Annotated in this window: 10 protein-coding genes; 4 read left to right on the top strand and 6 right to left on the bottom strand. The window is 36.4% G+C overall.

Features of this window, described 5'->3' with window-relative positions; all coding sequences use genetic code 11:
* Window positions 1-141: 141 nt before the first annotated feature.
* Both CKF58_RS04340 and pdxY read right to left on the bottom strand, forming a co-directional pair.
* Complete coding sequence (locus CKF58_RS04340; RefSeq protein WP_119531341.1) at window positions 142-3,255, bottom strand: NADH-quinone oxidoreductase subunit E; 3,114 nt, start codon at window positions 3,253-3,255, stop codon at window positions 142-144.
* A gap of 648 nt (window positions 3,256-3,903) precedes the next feature.
* Window positions 3,904-4,809 carry a pyridoxal kinase PdxY gene (gene pdxY / locus CKF58_RS04335; RefSeq protein WP_119531339.1) on the bottom strand — a complete coding sequence of 302 codons (906 nt, stop codon included), beginning with the start codon at window positions 4,807-4,809 and terminating at the stop codon, window positions 3,904-3,906.
* Between the two features lie 439 nt (window positions 4,810-5,248).
* Between pdxY and CKF58_RS04330 the strand changes: the two genes are divergently transcribed.
* The 3 genes from CKF58_RS04330 (at window position 5,249) to CKF58_RS04320 (ending at window position 11,648) form a co-directional block, all read left to right on the top strand.
* Window positions 5,249-7,288: a glycosyltransferase family protein gene (locus CKF58_RS04330; RefSeq protein WP_119531337.1), complete on the top strand. Its 2,040-nt coding sequence runs from the start codon at window positions 5,249-5,251 to the stop codon at window positions 7,286-7,288.
* A 275-nt stretch (window positions 7,289-7,563) separates the two neighbouring features.
* Window positions 7,564-8,841 carry a GIY-YIG nuclease family protein gene (locus CKF58_RS04325; protein ID WP_222987700.1) on the top strand — a complete coding sequence of 426 codons (1,278 nt, stop codon included), beginning with the start codon at window positions 7,564-7,566 and terminating at the stop codon, window positions 8,839-8,841.
* 8 nt (window positions 8,842-8,849) lie between these two features.
* A complete protein-coding gene (locus tag CKF58_RS04320; protein WP_119531333.1) occupies window positions 8,850-11,648 on the top strand; it encodes a hypothetical protein in 2,799 nt (932 codons plus the stop codon).
* A gap of 133 nt (window positions 11,649-11,781) precedes the next feature.
* On the opposite strand, the gene CKF58_RS04315 is transcribed toward CKF58_RS04320, so the two are convergent.
* The 4 genes from CKF58_RS04315 to CKF58_RS04300 form a co-directional block, all read right to left on the bottom strand.
* The gene (locus tag CKF58_RS04315; RefSeq protein WP_222987699.1) at window positions 11,782-12,474 is read right to left on the bottom strand and encodes a restriction endonuclease subunit S; all 693 of its coding nucleotides are present in this window, start codon (window positions 12,472-12,474) and stop codon (window positions 11,782-11,784) included.
* A 43-nt stretch (window positions 12,475-12,517) separates the two neighbouring features.
* The gene (locus CKF58_RS04310) at window positions 12,518-13,024 is read right to left on the bottom strand and encodes a restriction endonuclease subunit S (protein WP_119531329.1); all 507 of its coding nucleotides are present in this window, start codon (window positions 13,022-13,024) and stop codon (window positions 12,518-12,520) included.
* Window positions 13,025-13,497: 473 nt separating this feature from the next.
* The gene (locus CKF58_RS04305; protein ID WP_119531327.1) at window positions 13,498-14,688 is read right to left on the bottom strand and encodes a restriction endonuclease subunit S; all 1,191 of its coding nucleotides are present in this window, start codon (window positions 14,686-14,688) and stop codon (window positions 13,498-13,500) included.
* A 243-nt stretch (window positions 14,689-14,931) separates the two neighbouring features.
* Entirely contained in the window at window positions 14,932-15,507 is a 576-nt protein-coding gene (locus tag CKF58_RS04300) for a Sir2 family NAD-dependent protein deacetylase (protein ID WP_119531325.1), read from the bottom strand.
* Window positions 15,508-16,558: 1,051 nt separating this feature from the next.
* Here CKF58_RS04300 and CKF58_RS04295 point away from each other — a divergent pair.
* On the top strand, window positions 16,559-17,584 hold the full coding sequence (locus CKF58_RS04295; protein WP_119531323.1) for a tetratricopeptide repeat protein: 1,026 nt from the start codon (window positions 16,559-16,561) through the stop codon (window positions 17,582-17,584).
* The last annotated feature ends 82 nt before the right edge of the window (window positions 17,585-17,666 follow it).

Raw genomic sequence — 17,666 nt, 5'->3', positions numbered from 1 at the left:
TACGGGGATTAATTTATGGGTGTAGTGTATCACTTTTTTCACAATACACTTAAGATTAGCTAAGCATTTACGTGCTGACTTTTGAGATTAAACAGCTTTTACATTTTACACAGCTGTATCTTTTTACACAGTTGTACCTTTTTACTCGACTGTGTCTTTAGCTTCTGCTGTATCTTTTTGCTCAGCTACATCTTTATCTTCAGATTTAGCCGTCATTTCAGGCATACGATAACGTGTTTTATTAACTGGTCGACTGTGATATTTATCTTCATCTACAGCTTTGTCAATAAAGTAAATATTGTCGATTAGTTTGTCACGTGTTAGAAGATTATCTTTTAACACCAGATGTGGATAAACTTTTTGGATTTGTTGCATTAAGTTTTTCACACGTGCTTGTCCAAAATCTTCAGTATAAGCAGCCACCTCACTATTATGTAACAGATTAATCGCATAACATAGAGGATGCGCTAAACCTGCAAAGAGCACACTTAGATCTAAGGTTGGTACATATATCTGGAAGTGATTAAAACCAACTTCAGCAAGAATACGCGTTATTAACTCGTGTCCAACTTCTAAATGTTGGGCAAGGTTAAAGTCTTGCAGCTGCATAATGCGTTCTTGATATGGCGTTAAATCTAACTGGCGATATAAGTTACCGTAAATACAAACTTGCTTATCTTCTTCATCTAAGAGATTTACAATCATCACTTGTTCCACACTTAAATTGAAGTGTTTTACGTATAGATTAAGTAAATGGTAACTCTGATGATTAGTGATAATAAAGATATGTTTGAGTTTTTGTTTCCCAAGTTTAACAGCTTGTAAGCTATAGGTTAAAGATCCCCCTAAATCAAGAGCATAAGTCTGTTCATTAGGCAGATTAGCTACTAAGCTTGCACCTGTAAACTCCATTACGCTTTGATTAGGCACACAAGCTTGAGCATAAGCAGTAATCTCTTGCTTCGCACTAAACTCTTGTAACAATGCTTGTTGGTGGAAAATGAATTTTTGCCAAAAATCCATTTTAAAAGCAAGCGTTTCATTACTTCGATAACCAGCAAAAAACGGATTATAAGTTTGTTGCTTAAGTTGCTGATTATTTTTCTCAATATTAGCTTTAGCTAGCTCATAACTAACGGTTGGCGCAGAGGCTTCAGGTAATGCAACTTCACGTTGATATTTATCTAAACCGTTCTTGCCTTCTTTAGAGCTTACAACCATTTGTTGCGCTTGTGCTAATACCGCTAAATCAGAAGCCGTACCTTGTAAAGCTTTTTCTTTAGCTTGACGGAGAGCAATGGCTTGTTCACGACGTTGTTGTGCCGTTAAGTGTAAAGAGTTGGCTTTAGTGTAGTCTTGACTAGCATTAGCATTCGCATTTTCAGAAGACGAGCTTGCACTTTGCGAGCTTGCCTCTTGAGCAGCTTCTTGAGTAGGATGAGTTGCTTCTTGAGAAGTATTTTTAGCAGCTTCTTGATCGCAGGCAATCGCAGAGGTACTTTGCGCAATTGCTCCTTGCTCTTTAGCTTGGCTATTCTCTTGCGGTGCTTGAGGTGTGGTTGCTTGCGCTTTAATCGCTTTTTTAGCTACTTGAATAGTTTGTTGAGGTATCGCAGTTTTAGCAGCCGCGTTACTAGGAGCAATACTCGCAGCAAGATCTTGTCCATCAACATTATTAGTAACTTCCTTAGCTGCTAAGTTAACTTGTTGCGCTTGCTTCGCAACTTCTTGTTCCACTAAGTGTTTAAGCGGATTAGCTGGAGCATGTTTTAATGCATAAGCTCGTCTTCCTAGTTCAGCAAAAAGCTCACTTGGGATCTGATCTGTTGCTGGAAAAGGTGTATCTAACTTGTAAGGTTTATTATCCTTACGTCCGGCAAGGATCTTCGAGCCCTGACGCATATTTTGTTCATCGTAATAACGAATGAACTCATATACTAGGCGCGCAAATGGTGAGTTAATAAACTTCTCTTCGCTTGCAATTACTAGTAATTGCGCACGATCTTCTGCATTTAAATCATCATTAAGCAGTTGTTTTATTGCATTTAACAGATGTAAGAAATCATAATTTAAGCTCGCTAAAAACTCTTGAAACTCTGCAAAGCCTACGGTTTGTAATAATTGACAGTTTGCGGTTTGTTGACTAAGAGCTGCGGCAATAAGATCTGGACTACATAAACCATGCACTACTAGTGCTTGGCTTGGTAAGTTTAAGAAATCTGCAAGAAGATTAACTTGTGCTGGTAATTCATAAGTAACTAACTTACTTTCAACTAGCGCTTGACGAATAATCTCTTGTTTGGTAGTACTGATTTCTTGCTCTAAACGAATAATTAGCGCAGGAATTTTCGCGGCTGTAAGCGCATTTAAATTCAGCGTTAAATATGCTTGTAAATGCTCATCACTTAAAGCATTAATACTAAAGGCATCAAAGCTCCATAAGTGGTAAGGTAAATTATCACGATGATAGGCTGTCGTCGTAATCTCTGAATTTGTTAGACGACTAATAATCGCTAATAAACTACCTAAAACCGGTTGTTCGCTTACTTGCTCTTGGGTAAAGGTTCTTAATTCAGTAATGTGATTTTGCCAAATAGGACTAGCTACCCAATAGAAAGCGGTTTGATTATAGCGGTGATAGACTACCGGATTGCCATGCCAACCTACGCGTTGGTTTACTAAACCTGCTATATCAACAGGACGACAAACTGTAAATGGAGGAATACCCGTATTAACATAAGTAGCATGAGGGTAATCTTGATAAAACTCAGCAAACTCGAGAACTAAACTCGGAGCAAGAGGAGTTTTATCTCCTTGATAAGCATAAGCACCAGCTTCGAATAGATGTAAATGTTTACATGCTGGGTGATTTGCTACTACTTGAGTATAAATCTGATCTAAAAATGGTACATAGAGCGTAAAGTCAGCTAAGGTTAAACTATTTGCACTTAGCTCTTGTGCGTTTGTGGTCTGTCCATTTAAGAAATTAGCAATAAACTGGTAATAATTAGTTACATAAGCAAAATATAAACTAATATTAAATTGCTCTGCTTGTTGCAGGGCTTTAAAAGCTGGTAAGTAATTTTCTAGTGAAGCTACTTGAGTATTTTCTAGAGGTAAAGTAGCTACTTGTGCTTGTACTTCTGGCGCATACAGCACATATACTTGCGTCGGGTCTAACTGTTCTGACGCTAAAAGAATTCTTGCGATTTGTACACTAGCAGCAGTGGGCAAAATAAATAAGTGTTTTGTCATAGAGTTACACAAAGATAAGCAACTGACGATCTAATCTTTTGTTTTTTCGTTGGCTCATATTTTAGCATGCTTCAAAAATCTAAGCTAAAAAAGCCACAATTTTAGTATCTAAATGACGCACTATGGAACAGTTAACTACAAAAGCAAGGAAAAGTTGTCCTAACTTAGTATGTCCGATTAACATTTATTACTTAGCTGTACCTAAATTAAATAAAGGTTAAGATTTTAATTACACTTTCACGAGCTGCACCCCCAAAATGATACAACTTACCCCATAGAACTTAAATTCCCGCTTTTTTTATACCACCACTTAATAAATAGATGATGTTTGCACTGTGAATATTAATACAAAATTTCTTTTTATATCCAATTTTGTAAGGTACAATTGTCAGTAAATAGAATTTAACAAAAGTACCTTACAGAAATTAATAACTGATTAAAAATGAATAGAAGCTCAACTAAATAAAAATAAGAGATATTCAGGTATTTTTTAAGGTTGCTTTATAAAAAAGACCTGATTGCTTTAGTTAGTTGATTACAGTATGGTATAAAAATTCGGGAATTTAAGATAGAATGCATAAGTCCCGACTGCTGTAACCAGCATGTCGGGACTTATAAAACAAAAATTTTAGCTATTTTACTAATTAATTATAGAGCTTTGTGTTTAGCAACAAAGTCTTGGGGATTTAGCTCTACAGCACGGTAGTCTAATGGTGGATCCATAATCTCACGACGTACAGCTACTGGTTGTAATTCTAACTCACCCATTTCTTTTGCTTTAAGTACTACTTTATATACCGCATTTTGACAGTGCTCAAAAGCTTCTAAAGCAGAGCTACCTGTTAATAAGCAAGCTAAAAGAATACCTGTTAACATATCACCTGCACCTACTGGATCACGAGGTAAGTCTACTAATGGACGAGTTAAGTGATAAAGTTTACCAGTATTATGATCATAAAGTAAGCTTTCAAACTCACCCTCTTGACGAGCACAACGATGTAAGTGTTTTACCATTACAATCGTTGGTCCACGTTTGGCTAATTCAATCGTTGCATTAACTGCATCCGCAAAGGTTTTTAACTCTGAACCGTGAAGAATTTGTAACTCTTCTAAGTTCGGGCAAGTGATATTCGCGCGTGATACAGCTTTAGAACGAATAGCTTCAGCTACTCCAGGTGCAACGATACAACCTTTACCAGCTTTTCCCATTACCGGATCAAGTAAATATACGGCATCTGGGTTTTGTTCGCGAACTGTATCAACAATTTCAAGAATTGCGTCTACTTGTTCGGCCGAACCTAAATAACCAGATAGAACCGCATCAACACGTTTAAGTAAATCTACTTGCGGATCTGCAAGAGTTTGAACGATTTTCACTAAGTCTTCGTTAGTGGTAACTGGACCTGCAAATTTAGGGTAACGAGTTGAAGTTGAGAATTGTACGGTATTTAATGGCCATACATCTACACCACATAATTGCATAGGTAAAGTTGCAGCTTTATTACCTGCATAACCATACACTACGTGTGATTGAATTGCTAAGACGTTTTTCATTAGCATTTTCCTTAATGTTGTGACATTACTTTAAACAAGTAAAGCATGCCAGAATAACCAGAAGAGCTTAGACTTTTCATAAAAAGTTTCACTAGTGTAAAAAGTTGTACTAGATATTTGTATCTAAATAACAGCTACCTTTTATGTATTAGGGGTAAAGTCTAAGTAGTCTAAATCTTGTAAATGCTTGGAAAAATTTACCAAGCGTTGCTTATTTTAACGTAAAAATTTACGAGTTTGGAGAAATTTACGAGCTTTTATGTATAAGTCTACCTACCATCTATAAACTCTCACTTAAAAATGCTCAAAACTGCTACGTCAGGCATTAGTATTTCGTGGATTTTAGTAATTTACCGCTATAATATAAAGAGAGAAATCCTTAAAACTAGTCATTTCTCTAAATACTTTTCCCCTAGCATATAGCCATAAGGAATTAATTATGACTATGAATAATGTAAGTTCTAAACTTACCTCGCAAAATACAGATTTTACGCAACTTTTAGCCCAAATCCCACAAAACACTACTGTAGCCATAGTTGCTGGTGAAGTGAGTGGAGACCAATTAGGTGCAGGCTTAGTGCAACAAATGCTAAACCTACGTCCAGACTTAAAGTTTGTGGGTATTGGAGGTGATAATATGCATTCCTTAGGAGTTACTACTTGGTACGATATTACTGATCTCTCTTATTTTGGGGTTTTTGATGTTCTCAAAGCCTTACCCAAAATAAGTAAAATCATTTCTCAAACCAAAAAACTGGTAAAAGAATCTCAAGCTCAACTTTACATTGGTATTGATAATCCGGATTTTAATTTACGTATCGAAGCTTATGCTAAACGTGAATTAGGAATTAAAACAGTGCACTATGTGAGTCCTACAGTTTGGGCATGGAGACAAGGACGTATTGAGAACATTAAAAAAGCTACTGACTTAGTACTTTGTCTTTTACCTTTTGAGCAAGAGTTCTATGCACAAAAAGAACATCCAGCGGTTTTTGTTGGACATCGCTTAGCTAACCAACTAGGTTATACTCTTACTTTGGATGCGCAAGTGTATCAAACTCTAATGACGAATTATGCCCAACAACGTTTTTACCAACTAAACGATGGTAAAGTCTGGGTATCACAAGCACGTCGCTTAATGGAAGCTAATACAGCCGAAGAAGAAACCTATCAACAAATCCTGCAACGCCAACACCGCGAATACCAAGATATTCTAAGTGGCATGGTAAGTACTCCGGATTTTGATGAGGAAGTTCCTGCGCATATTTTTGAGCACCCATTTAGTAAACTTAAACAAGACAAAGATGCAACCTTAAACCAACCTGAACTAGCGCAAGCTGCTACCACAATCGATGCTGCAACAGCTACAAGTAAAACTAACGATCCGAATAACATCATGCTCACGCTACAAGGACAAAGTATTAGTGTTAATCGTGAAAATTTACAATTAGGTGTTAATGGGAAGTACTTTTTAACTTTATCAGCTGAACAAGTCGCTCAGTTACAAGCCAAAACCAACTCTCAAAGCTCTAACTCTGTAGTAAATTCAACTGCTAGCTCAAGCTCTACTAATTCAGACAATACTGCAAGTAACAGTCAAAGAGCATCTAACACATGTTTAAACGCTAACGAGAGTTCAGACAATCACAATCTCAATGGTAGAGTTAAGAACAACTTTATCCTTAATGCACAACGTTTACAAGAGTTTGTAAATCAATTACCTTCAGCCCAAAAAGCACGCGCCCAATTACAAGAAGTTGGCGTACTTTATACAACTCACGATAGCTATAGTGCTGAACGTAATGCGAGCTCTAATCTGGATGCTAATGGTAAAGCTACCTCTAAATCCACAACTAAACCTATTCGTATTGCTGTGCTTCCAGGTTCACGTGATTCAGAGATTAAGTTAATCTTTACTAGCTACTTAGACGGAGTCCGTGAGGCTATACGTCAACAAGTATTACCAGCAAACGTAGAATTAGTAGTACCAGTTGCTAAAGATAAACTCTTAGAACCTATTAAACAAGCCTTAGCTAATTACGATGATTTACATGTAACTCTCGTATCTAAACATGCGCATCAAGTATTACAAACAGCTGTTTTTGCTTTAGTGAGTTCTGGTACTGCTACTTTAGATACGCTGCTATGTCATACGCCAATGGTCGTAGGTTATAAGCTAAGCACGTTTAACTTTATTCTGGCTAAACAATTAATCAGAACTCCATATGTAGCTCTAGCTAATGTAGTAATGGGTAAAGAAATGGCTAAAGAGTTAATTCAAGATGACCTTAATCCTGAAAACCTCGTAAGCCAAATACAAACTTTACTTGACGTTAACTATAATCTAGCAATTCGTCAAATCTATTTCTACGAGCACATTAAGCTCCAACAAGATTCTGACGTCTTAGCTGCGCAAGCTTGTTTAGAAGTGTTAGCTCAAGCTTTTACTCCTACAGCTGAGAAATATTCTAGAAAGTAACACCCCACAAGTGTTCATCTTAAAGTATAGAAGTTACTAAAGATACCTTAACTATAGCTATAAGTATTAATTATGGTTATCATACAACCATGCTTAGTTAGCAGAATTAACTCAAAACCGTTAAGCTTGACTACCAAACGTCTAAGCACAAGTAGGTGATCTTTGGTACAATATGCTAGCAGATTATTTTTCATACTTCTAAGCATAACTGCAAATTTATTTTCTTTTTCATTCAACGTAGTCAGAGTATGACTACGTTTTCTTTTTTCTCTCTTATGGCTACTTTAACCTTAGTTGACATTACAAATCAACAACACCAAATTCGTTGGTTAATGAACCAAGATATACCTTTTAATGCCGAAGAGTTCTGTAAAGCTACGCCACCAGTTTGTGGTGTTTACCGTATGCTTAATCGCCAAAACCGCGTAATTTACGTCGGTAAGGCAAAACAACTTCCTAAACGCTTTAAAATTTATTTTGACGGACATAGCCATCGTCCAGAAATGGAACAAGAAATTGCGCGTATGCAAACGATTTTTGTTTTTGCTGATCATGAAGCGCATGAACTTGAATATAACGTTTATCAAAAATTCTATCTACCTTATTACAATAAAACTTCTCCAGAAAATACCAAATATCTCTACCTAACTCCAGATGAGCCTTATCAAAGCATCTATGCTATGGGAGCTTATCGTCGAGATATTTTGCATTTATCGCGCTATCTAAAAAAAGAAATCGACTTTATTGGTCCGTTTACCGGTACACGCGCTTGGGAAAAAATTATTCATGAGTTCCAAAGCGTCTTTAAGATTCCAAGTTGTACTCCAACAATCTTTAAACGCCACCAACGCCACGGACATCCGTGCGATAAGTATGATTTTGGTTTATGTAAAGGGCACTGCGTCTTTACTAAGCCTCTAGATTATCAAGCTTATTGGCAACCGATTAAACAAATCTTCTTAAACCGCGGAGCAGCTGGAAAAACTCTCTTTAAGCAAGTAGCCGAGCAAATGCCTGCTACCAAAGCCTATATAGGGACAAGATCTATTTTAGATTCGCTTGACCTGAAAGATAGTTTTGAGTTAGTACAACTAACAAGAACTGAACATATGGCATGCATGACGATTATTGAAGTATGTCATGGGTTAGTGATTGATATTCGTAACATGCTCCTAACCGACAGTACAGAGAGTAAGAATCTTACTCTTGGACGTAAGAAAATGACTTCACTCTCAAATAGTGAACTCTACAATAGTTTCTTAATCCCTTATTACCAACAAACGCGTAATGAGAAGTACTTACCAACTAATAAAGAACTCTTGAACCATCGTCCACGTAAAATTATTGTTATTGATTCAGGTTTTACGCCAGAACAAGCCAAAGAACTATCGGTAAAAATTTCAGAGATCTTTGGTTATAACGTACGTCTTGGAGCTAAGTGTCCACATAAAGATCTGCAACGTTTAGCGACTTATAATGCTGAAAATGCCGTAGCGCAACGCATGAATCTTTTACTTAAACGTACTGCCGATAAACCGAAAAAAGTTGCTTAGGAGCTGTTATGAAACTCGAAGAAAAACGTGCTATAGCTGCGACTAAACAATACTTAGCGCAGTATATAGCTGCCGATATAGATTTATTTAATTTACTCTTACCTCAACTATTCTTTCCTGGACAAGACGATAAACTACTAGCTCAAGTATTACTAGCGTCAATCCAAGATAAAGAAATAGATCAAGAAAAACTTGAACAAGTTTTACGAGATTTAGAAGGCTTTGCGCAAGTGAGCTTATACCAACAAGAAGCTAAACTTAAAGCTCGCCAAGCACAAGAGGCGCAAACTAAAGGTAAACTTGAAGCACTCCTAACTAGAGCCAACGACTCCACAGTCGAACTATCTCCTAATCTTGAAACATCAGCAACTCCTAGCTCCAACTCTAAAGGTGGTACTGATGCGCTAGAGCAACAACCGCTAGCAACAGCAACTTCTAAAGCAGAAAACCATCAAGCTAGTGCTTATGCTAAAGCTTCTGTTGAGGCTGCTACTATTGCTTCTAAAGATACTTCGATTGATGCTTCAATTTATAATTCACAGCACTCGACAATCGATGGAGAAGAAGAGTTCTTTGATCCGAGTCTTGAGTATCAAGCTGGAGCTGGGGATTTTAATATCTTTGATGAAGAAGATATTGTTGACTATAATTCTCTGAATGCTGATGACTATGATGAGTTTGAGCAAAGTGATGAGCAGGATGAGTTTGGTGATCTAAATCCAACTACGCAAGATAAATTTGCTGGTGTTGCTCGTGAGTTTAAAGATAAATTTAAAGGTGAGTTTAGAAGTGAGTTAGGAGGTGAGTTAAGAGGTGAGTTTAAAGGTGATATTAATAATAAACTTACCGGAGAGCTTACCGAAGAATTTACTGGAGATATAGACGCAGCCTTTGCTGATTTTGCTGATCTCGATGCAGAAATTGCTTTAACTCGTGGACAAAAGAATATCCAACAAGTAGAAAGCTTTTACCATGGCTTAAGTAAGACTATGCAAAGCAATCTAAAAAAAGCTGCTAGTCAAATCTTTGCTCAAGCTTTACCTGGGCAAGAATACTATGGTGACTTTACTCTGGAAAAAAGTTATCCGGCGGTTTACTGGAATGATGCTATTCCTGCAGCTTTACGAGAAATGGATCCCGAGTTATTTGCTTCGCCGATTTTTGCGCATGCGCAAGAACCATGGTTAGTTAAGTATTCGGAACAAGCAGAATTAGATCTAGATAGTTTAGATGCTGGACAAAGCTTACAAAACCTCTATCCTCATCTTAGCTATTTAGAACAAAACTACTTACAGTACAACTATACTTTAGCGCTAGCTAATAAGCCTACAGCTCTGGCTGGCATGCGTGCTGAACCTTTAGAAGTATTACCTACTAGAGATAATACAGCTAACGCTGCTAATAAGAAAAATGCTAATTCAGCTGATGCTAATTCAGCTGATGCTAATACAGCTAATGCTAATACAGCTAATGCTAATACAGCTAATGCTAATACAACTAAAGTAGTTAACACAGTTGCGACAACTTCAGATTCTCTCGAAGATATAAGTTCTTCTCTCCTTGACTATACTAAGTTTAACTATGTACCAAATAAATTGGTTGAAAGTAAAGCTTGGTATCATCTGTCTGATCTCTTATTAAACAATGCGGTGCTAAATAAAATGCATTGCTTTGATATTAGTCATGATCGAGGGATGTTCACTAAAGGTTCTGCCGTTGCTGCTAATGATCAAGGACTGGTAGTAAGTGATTATCGTCACTTTAATATCGAGGGCATTACTGGCGGAGACGACTATGCAGCCATGGAACAAGCGGTATATAAACGTTATCATTCAGAAGTTGATATTAGTTTAATGCCGATGGTAGTACTCATTGATGGAGGACAAAACCAAATCAATGTGGCAAATAAATCTTTACTCCCTATCCTTAATCGTTTACGTGCAATTGAGACTTATACTACCTTAGTAACACAAGGGCAAAATCTTTTTAGCCATTTAGCTAAAAAGAACTATCAACTCTTTAGTGGGTTGGCGGCTAATCAGATTGTGCTTCTTGCCCAAGGCTTTGTATATCAAAATCTAGTGCAGTGCGTAAGTAAGTTTGCAAATTCTGGGACTGCATTACCGTCGATCGACTTACTCATGCGTTTATATCTCAACCAAAAAGCACAAGCTAATCCAGACTATGCTTTAAGTTTAAATTATTTTGTTTATCAACAAGCACAACAGCAAGTAACGCAAACTTACAGTTATGAACAAGGATTATTTAGTTGCTTTAGTGATTTAGCTTTTGATAATAAGACTCACTATGGACGCGAATTTAGTTTCTTAGCTCAACTTCCAGCTAATATTACAGTTAAAGAGTTTAAAGATTTAATTCTTAATGCTTATACTTGTTTTGAGTACCTTTATCAAATTAAAACCATAGGGGTTACCAAACAAGAAAATCGTAAACTCTATGCCGAGAAGTTTATTGATGGGGTAACTGGAGAAGAAATTCATATCCCACTACAAAGTCGTGAACTTTATTACATTCTGCAATTACGTGATGCGGCGCATAACTATGCCAACCGCAAACGTGTTGCCAAACGTGAACAAGAGTTTGTGACAGGGAAAGATATCTTAGATAATATGCCAGGCATTGGCAAAGCAAGTATCGATAAGCTTTATGCTGCCTTTAAAGATACCGCAACCATTAAAAACGAACTTACTACGGTTGCTAATCCTCAAGCCCTATTAAAGGAAATAGGTCTTACACCTAAAGCTATTCAAGCTTTATTAGCAAACCTAGAACAAATTCCAGATTAAATTTTAGCCTGACTAATATTAGTCAGGCCTTCTTAATTATTTCAAATAGTATAGAACCTTGTAGTTCTTTTAGGGATTCTCTAAGTAGGGTTTCTCTAAGTAGGTATTCCCCATTATTTTAACTATGTTACGTTTAAACCGTAATCAACATTTTCTGCATTAAGATTTCTTTATATTGCTCGAGTTGCTTACTTAATAATTCAAGTTGCGCATAGCGTTGATCCAGCAAAGCAAAAAGCTTACCAATGCGTTGTTGTTCAGCAAGTTCTGGTAATAATAAACTAATTTGTTTTAAGGTTTTACCAGAAATCTCATCAAAAGTTGTACCATGAGCTAAATACTTAGCTTCAACCGCTAAGAACTTAGTAATCACATAAGTAAAATAAGTATCTAACTTCTCTGTAATTGGGATTAGCGATTGAAACCCTTGATTAGTTGCAGCAGGGCTAGCTAAGATTGCGCTTTTACCTATCCCAGCGCGTGAAGTAAATAAAATCGTACCGGCTGGTAACATCCGAGCAGCACTATATTTTAACCCCACAGCACTTATTTTGCGTTTACTCAGACTTAGATATACACTCTCACCTAGCTCGGTAGGAGTAAACCAATTAATCTCACCGTTATGCCAATAACTAGGTTCACAAGTTTTAGGTGTACCACCACTAACAACTTTAGCAACTTGCTTTAAAGTTACTTCTTGCCAAGGTTGTTTAAAGCCCTTAAATCGCAATTGCGGAACTTGTTGAAAATTAGAGCATATATATATATCTGATGTTATTTTTTGGGCTGAAGTTGCGGCATTTTCTGGGCTTTTATACCAGCACATAAGCTGGGGAAATAAATTTTTGTACAAACTTTCTTTTAAAAGCTTAGTTTGCATTAGTGATTGCTGCACAGCAGCAATTTGTTGTACGATGGCAGCAAAAAAATTGGGAGATTTTTTGTTGTTCTTGCTTTTGCGGGATATAAAGAGAGTGTTCTTGGTAATCTTTAAAGTAAATGTGTTTTACTGCCGAGCCTACAGCGTATTTACTCAAGTCACATCTTTGTAGTGCTAAGAGCAAATCTACTCCTTTTTGGGCTTGCAGCGCTCCAATCGTAGCAATCACATCACTAAAAGCAGGCTTAAGAGATAGTTTACCCACTGTACCATCTTTAGATAGGGCAATATAATCTTGGTCAAAGATATAACTTTTACTGTAACCAATACATTTATTACCATCGTAGAGCGGATAAGGATGACTTGTCGAGGCTTGTGCTACAGTGTCTTTTTTATTAGTCGTTGAAGCAACGAATTTACTTACTTTACCGATTTGACTTGCTTGCCAAGAAGCTGTAAAACCACTAAACCGCAATTCTGGCATGCGTTTTTTCATACAATACAGTGGTTCTAATATTTGTGGTTAAGACAAATGAAGTATTAAAAGAATAGCAAATCACGACTTAAAGCAAATATCGAGTAAAGAAACATCACGATGTTTATTATCGATAGTCGATTGTAGTTCGTCGTTCGTCGATCGTGCCACAACTTAGAGCTTAAGTTCTAAGCAGCAAGCTAGAATTTGCTATTCCTTGCATTGTAACCCATAAAAGCAAATCATCCAACCAAATTCATACTTGGCAATAATTTCATGCCTCATTTAGGTAGAAGTTTAAGCACTTGTTAGCAATAAACTAAAGTTTAATGTGACTTTTTAGCTTGATCTTATCAAGATTTACCTTGCTTGCTAGGTAAAAGATATATAGTAAGCAAACAACTAACTAAATAGCTAACTAGTTAACCATAAACTCCTAGCTAACAAAATTACTAGATAACCATAGACAACTAGCTTGCAAGATTACTAAATTACTAGCTAACTAGTAACAACTGATTAAGCTTCCCTTTAAAACGATGATAATGGGCTAATAAGCTATTAGCCTCTGCAATTAACTCATCTACTTTGGCAAATAAGTCAACAATACGTTGCTGCTCTTCAAGACTACTATATGCTACTTTAAAATTCTCAAAAGTTGCTATGCGTAAAGAATCAACCGTATGTTTTACTGTGTGTTGCATGGCATGTTGCTTAAACTTGCTTTGGAAATAGTAGTACAAGTACATACCTGTAACTTGAGGAACAAAATTAAAAATGCGATATACCCGTTGATGACAATCGTATTTCCCATGATAGTAGTGATAAATCTCTCCTACCTTTCCATCACCTGGGACTAAGATTACTTCTTCATCGTACAGATATTTCTCACTGCGTAAAATATTTGCTGATCTAACGTATAAAGGATATTCACCTTGAGCACTTGCGTCTTGTTGATTACTTAAACCGTTAGCGATTTTAGCAATAGATTGCAAATCAGCAACTTGCCAACTTTGGCTAAAATCCCTAAACCTCAAGATGCTAAGATCTTGATTTTTAAGGCATATATATATATCAGATTTATTTTTCGCAATCTGTTCTGCGTGAGCTTTTACGACTTGATAGGCAGGACACAGCTTATCTAATAATACTTGTTTGAGTTTTTGATAGTGCTTGGTTAGTTGGGTTAAAGCTTGCAATTCTTGTTCGATACCTTGATAAAAGCGATCTAATAATTGTAGTTCGCGTTTGTCTGTCGGCAAATAAAACTCAATCTGCCGCATAGTATGATTCATGAGCTTAGGGATACTTGCTTGATTGATATAGCGACGAGTTTGTAGATTTAAGGCTTGGGCTACAACTTCGCAACTATATCCTTGATCACTCAAGAGTACACCACAGACATTGGTACAATAAAACTTACCAGCACGATAACTTACTTTGCCTGCATTACCATCGGTTGTCCAAGTAATAGCATCGGCAAATAAGTATTGATGGTAATAACCAACAATCCCATTCTTTTTTACTTGCGAAGAGTAAACTGGGTAAGGATTATCTGCGCTAGCTTTTGCACTAATATCCTTTACTGGCAAAATATAGCCACGAGCAAGAGTAAAAATTTTCTCCACTCTCACTTTACGCCATGGTTTATCACATTCAGAGAAGCTTAATTTTGGTCGGATTTGCATAAAATGTTGTAAAGCTACATAAGTTAGGTATAAGCACTACTAACCTAGATAGCTGCATTAAGTTGAGACATCATAAGATTTAGTGGCAATGGTTTTACGCATTTACTTTCCTAGCATTGCCACTAATAATTATTTTATTGTATAGCATTTCACATGCCAGAAACAACAAAAAATCCTTTAGCTGTACTAAAGGATCAAACAAAAAGGATTTAAAATAAAAATTAGTCACAAGACTGTAAAACTTTAGTAAAGTTTTTCAGGTGCTGCACCTAGTTCTTTAGCTAAGAACTTACGTACATTATGAGCTGCGTCCTCTTGGATTTCGACAATTTCGGCACCTGCGTAACGAGCAATTTGACGTAGATCAGCAGCAATCGCCGTATGATATGAACAACCTACTACCAAGAAGATATCTCCCATATTCATACTATCTACCCAATCATAAGCTTTCTCATAATTCGGAGCTGGATCTCCATAGAGAACTGGCTTATTTTGCAGTTGGTAAGCTTGATCCAGTTGTTCATCATCAGGTAAACCACCATGCAGCTCTAAAACTTTAGTTGAACCTGCTAAGGTGTGTAAACCGTCAATGTTCATGGTAATAATTGGGATACCATATTCTGCTAGCGCAATATGTGCATCATTAGGCTGCGCTTGTTGTACACAAGCTTTTAATTCACGAATGACAGCATTATATTCTTCAGGATGGGCTTTAGCATAAGAACGGTGTAGTTTTTCTCTTACTTCTGGACGTTCCATAAAAGTAGGGATATTTGATTGTTTACTTATGCCAGCACCGGTAAACGCTAATATTTTCATAAGATTGCGTTAAAAGTTTAGTTAAAAAAGTTATTGTTAAGTTATGAACGGAGTTATTGTTAAGCTACTACGAAGTTATCGTTAAATCAAGTGTTATATACACCTATTCTTCGTAACTTAATACGTAAAATTCTGGATGACAAGAGATATAAACCTAGTATGTATAAAGATGTAAAATTATTTTTCTTTTTTACATATCCTTTAATTTGCTTTTCTGCAAACTCGAGCTAGGTTTACTTCTTGCTTTATGGTATATTTTACTCCTCGGTACAAGAAATCTCTATCCTTTTAAGGTAGCTTTTACTTACTCTTGCTAATTCTCTGTTCTCTTGCAAAGTAAAATCAAACCTTAACTACTTAATTGATAGTTTTAATATTATTTCTTAGCAATAGTTAATTGCAAGCTACTTATAGGTGCTAAATGGTTAAAATTCTTGTCTAAAAATATAGAGAAATCTTAATAACCTAGTTCTGCAATAGCATATTTTTCACACTAGTTACTAAATATTTACGTGATTTAGTAAAAAAGCATAGCTAAATCCGCCAAAGCCCCACCTTAAACATGTGGTTTTTGCGTGAAAATATGAAAATCTTGCTATAATAGCTAATATTATTTTTTACCCGCCAGCTTTGTTTATAGCATGCGGCTAAGTTGATAATTTTTCGTTGAGATCTGTTTGGCTTCAAGGGTTATTCGAGGTACTACTAGGAACTATCTTTATAGTTGTCTATATAGTTATCTCTATAGTTGTCCTTATACTATCCACTGCTAATCTTAACCCTTAACTACTTAAAGTTATAACGAACTAACCATTTCTACTTCAAAAGTAAAAGTTGCAATTTTTATGACCCTGCAAAATCACAAATCAGCTGATTTTCTGGTCTTTTGTTGGTTAAATCATCTTTATACTATAGTTATAACTTGTTATTTCTTCCTATTTACCTCTTGCCGTAGGTTTTATCCCTACTTTTACGCTCAATTGTCTAATAAGCTCTTTTATGCTTATCTTCGTGAAAACAGACCAACCTCTAGTTTTCCTATTAACTCTGTATGAATATTGCTAAATACTTTTTGCTGATGGGTTGTTTGAGTTTAGGAGTAACTTACTCTCTAAGCTTATGCGCTGCACCAGCTAGTAAGTCGTCTGTAAAATCAACCGACCTTACAGGTTCGGTAGATAACGATTGCTATCAACCATATAATCAAATGGTAAATATCCAAGGTGGCAATTGGGAAAGAATTTTTAATAGTTGCTTAACTTACGCGAAAAAAGGGCAACCACGCGCTGAATTTATTACAGGGCTGTTATATGGCTATGGTTTTGGTACAGAACAAAACTTTATGCTTTCAGCTCACTGGTTAGAAAAAGCTTTACAACATGATTATCTTCCAGCTTCGTATTACCTTGGCATGCTCTATGTGGAAGGTAATGGAGTCGCGCAAGATTATGAAGTAGCGTTTAAATATTTTAGTGATTCTGCTAAGCAAGGTAGCCCAAACGATCAATATGCTCTATCGCAAATGTATGCTAATGATTTAGGAGTAAAACCTAATACCAATGAATACATTAAGTGGTTAGAAGCTGCAGCCAATAATAAACAAGAGAATGCAGTTTATGAATTAGGCATGCTCTATTACTCAGGTAAACTTGTACCGCAAAACTATCAAAAAGCTTACAATTTACTTACGATCTCGGCCGAGCATAAACACTACCCTGCAATTTTTGCTATTGGGATGATGCACTTACGTGGACAAGGTGTACCTTTAGATAAACGTAAGGCTGTAGAGTTAATTAATGACGCCGCTCGTCATAATTACAACTATGCTCAATACCAATTAGGCTACATGTACGAAAATGCCATTGCCGTAGGTAAAAATATTTCAGCTGCTAAACTCTGGTATAGCCTTGCATGTAACGATCATTTAGAGATTGCTTGTACGAGTTTCCAAGCTTTAGAATTACAAGCTGGTGCTAAAGCGAGTAAAACAGCTCCTAAGAAAACCGAGCAATCTACTAAAAAAACCAATAACAGCACTAATAACGAAACTTCTCCAGTAATTGTTCCGAAGAAATAATACTGATAGATAGCGTTATTAGCAACAAGTTATAGTGATTGAGATTGTTTACAGCTTGATTACTTATACTTGTTATTGTAAT

The sequence above is a fragment of the Psittacicella hinzii genome, from assembly GCF_003585935.1.
Lineage (GTDB): Bacteria > Pseudomonadota > Gammaproteobacteria > Enterobacterales > Psittacicellaceae > Psittacicella > Psittacicella hinzii.
This window is presented reverse-complemented; position numbering and strand designations above follow the sequence as displayed.

Excerpts from the sequence above, each read along its gene's own strand:
- CKF58_RS04300 (WP_119531325.1), bottom strand. The coding sequence starts at position 15,507 with ATGAAAATATTAGCGTTTACCGGTGCTGGCATAAGTAAACAATCAAAT.
- CKF58_RS04310 (WP_119531329.1), bottom strand. The coding sequence starts at position 13,024 with ATGAAAAAACGCATGCCAGAATTGCGGTTTAGTGGTTTTACAGCTTCT.
- CKF58_RS04325 (WP_222987700.1), top strand. The coding sequence starts at position 7,564 with ATGGCTACTTTAACCTTAGTTGACATTACAAATCAACAACACCAAATT.
- CKF58_RS04340 (WP_119531341.1), bottom strand. The coding sequence starts at position 3,255 with ATGACAAAACACTTATTTATTTTGCCCACTGCTGCTAGTGTACAAATC.
- CKF58_RS04320 (WP_119531333.1), top strand. The coding sequence starts at position 8,850 with ATGAAACTCGAAGAAAAACGTGCTATAGCTGCGACTAAACAATACTTA.
- CKF58_RS04305 (WP_119531327.1), bottom strand. The coding sequence starts at position 14,688 with ATGCAAATCCGACCAAAATTAAGCTTCTCTGAATGTGATAAACCATGG.
- CKF58_RS04330 (WP_119531337.1), top strand. The coding sequence starts at position 5,249 with ATGACTATGAATAATGTAAGTTCTAAACTTACCTCGCAAAATACAGAT.
- pdxY (WP_119531339.1), bottom strand. The coding sequence starts at position 4,809 with ATGAAAAACGTCTTAGCAATTCAATCACACGTAGTGTATGGTTATGCA.
- CKF58_RS04295 (WP_119531323.1), top strand. The coding sequence starts at position 16,559 with ATGAATATTGCTAAATACTTTTTGCTGATGGGTTGTTTGAGTTTAGGA.
- CKF58_RS04315 (WP_222987699.1), bottom strand. The coding sequence starts at position 12,474 with ATGTGCTGGTATAAAAGCCCAGAAAATGCCGCAACTTCAGCCCAAAAA.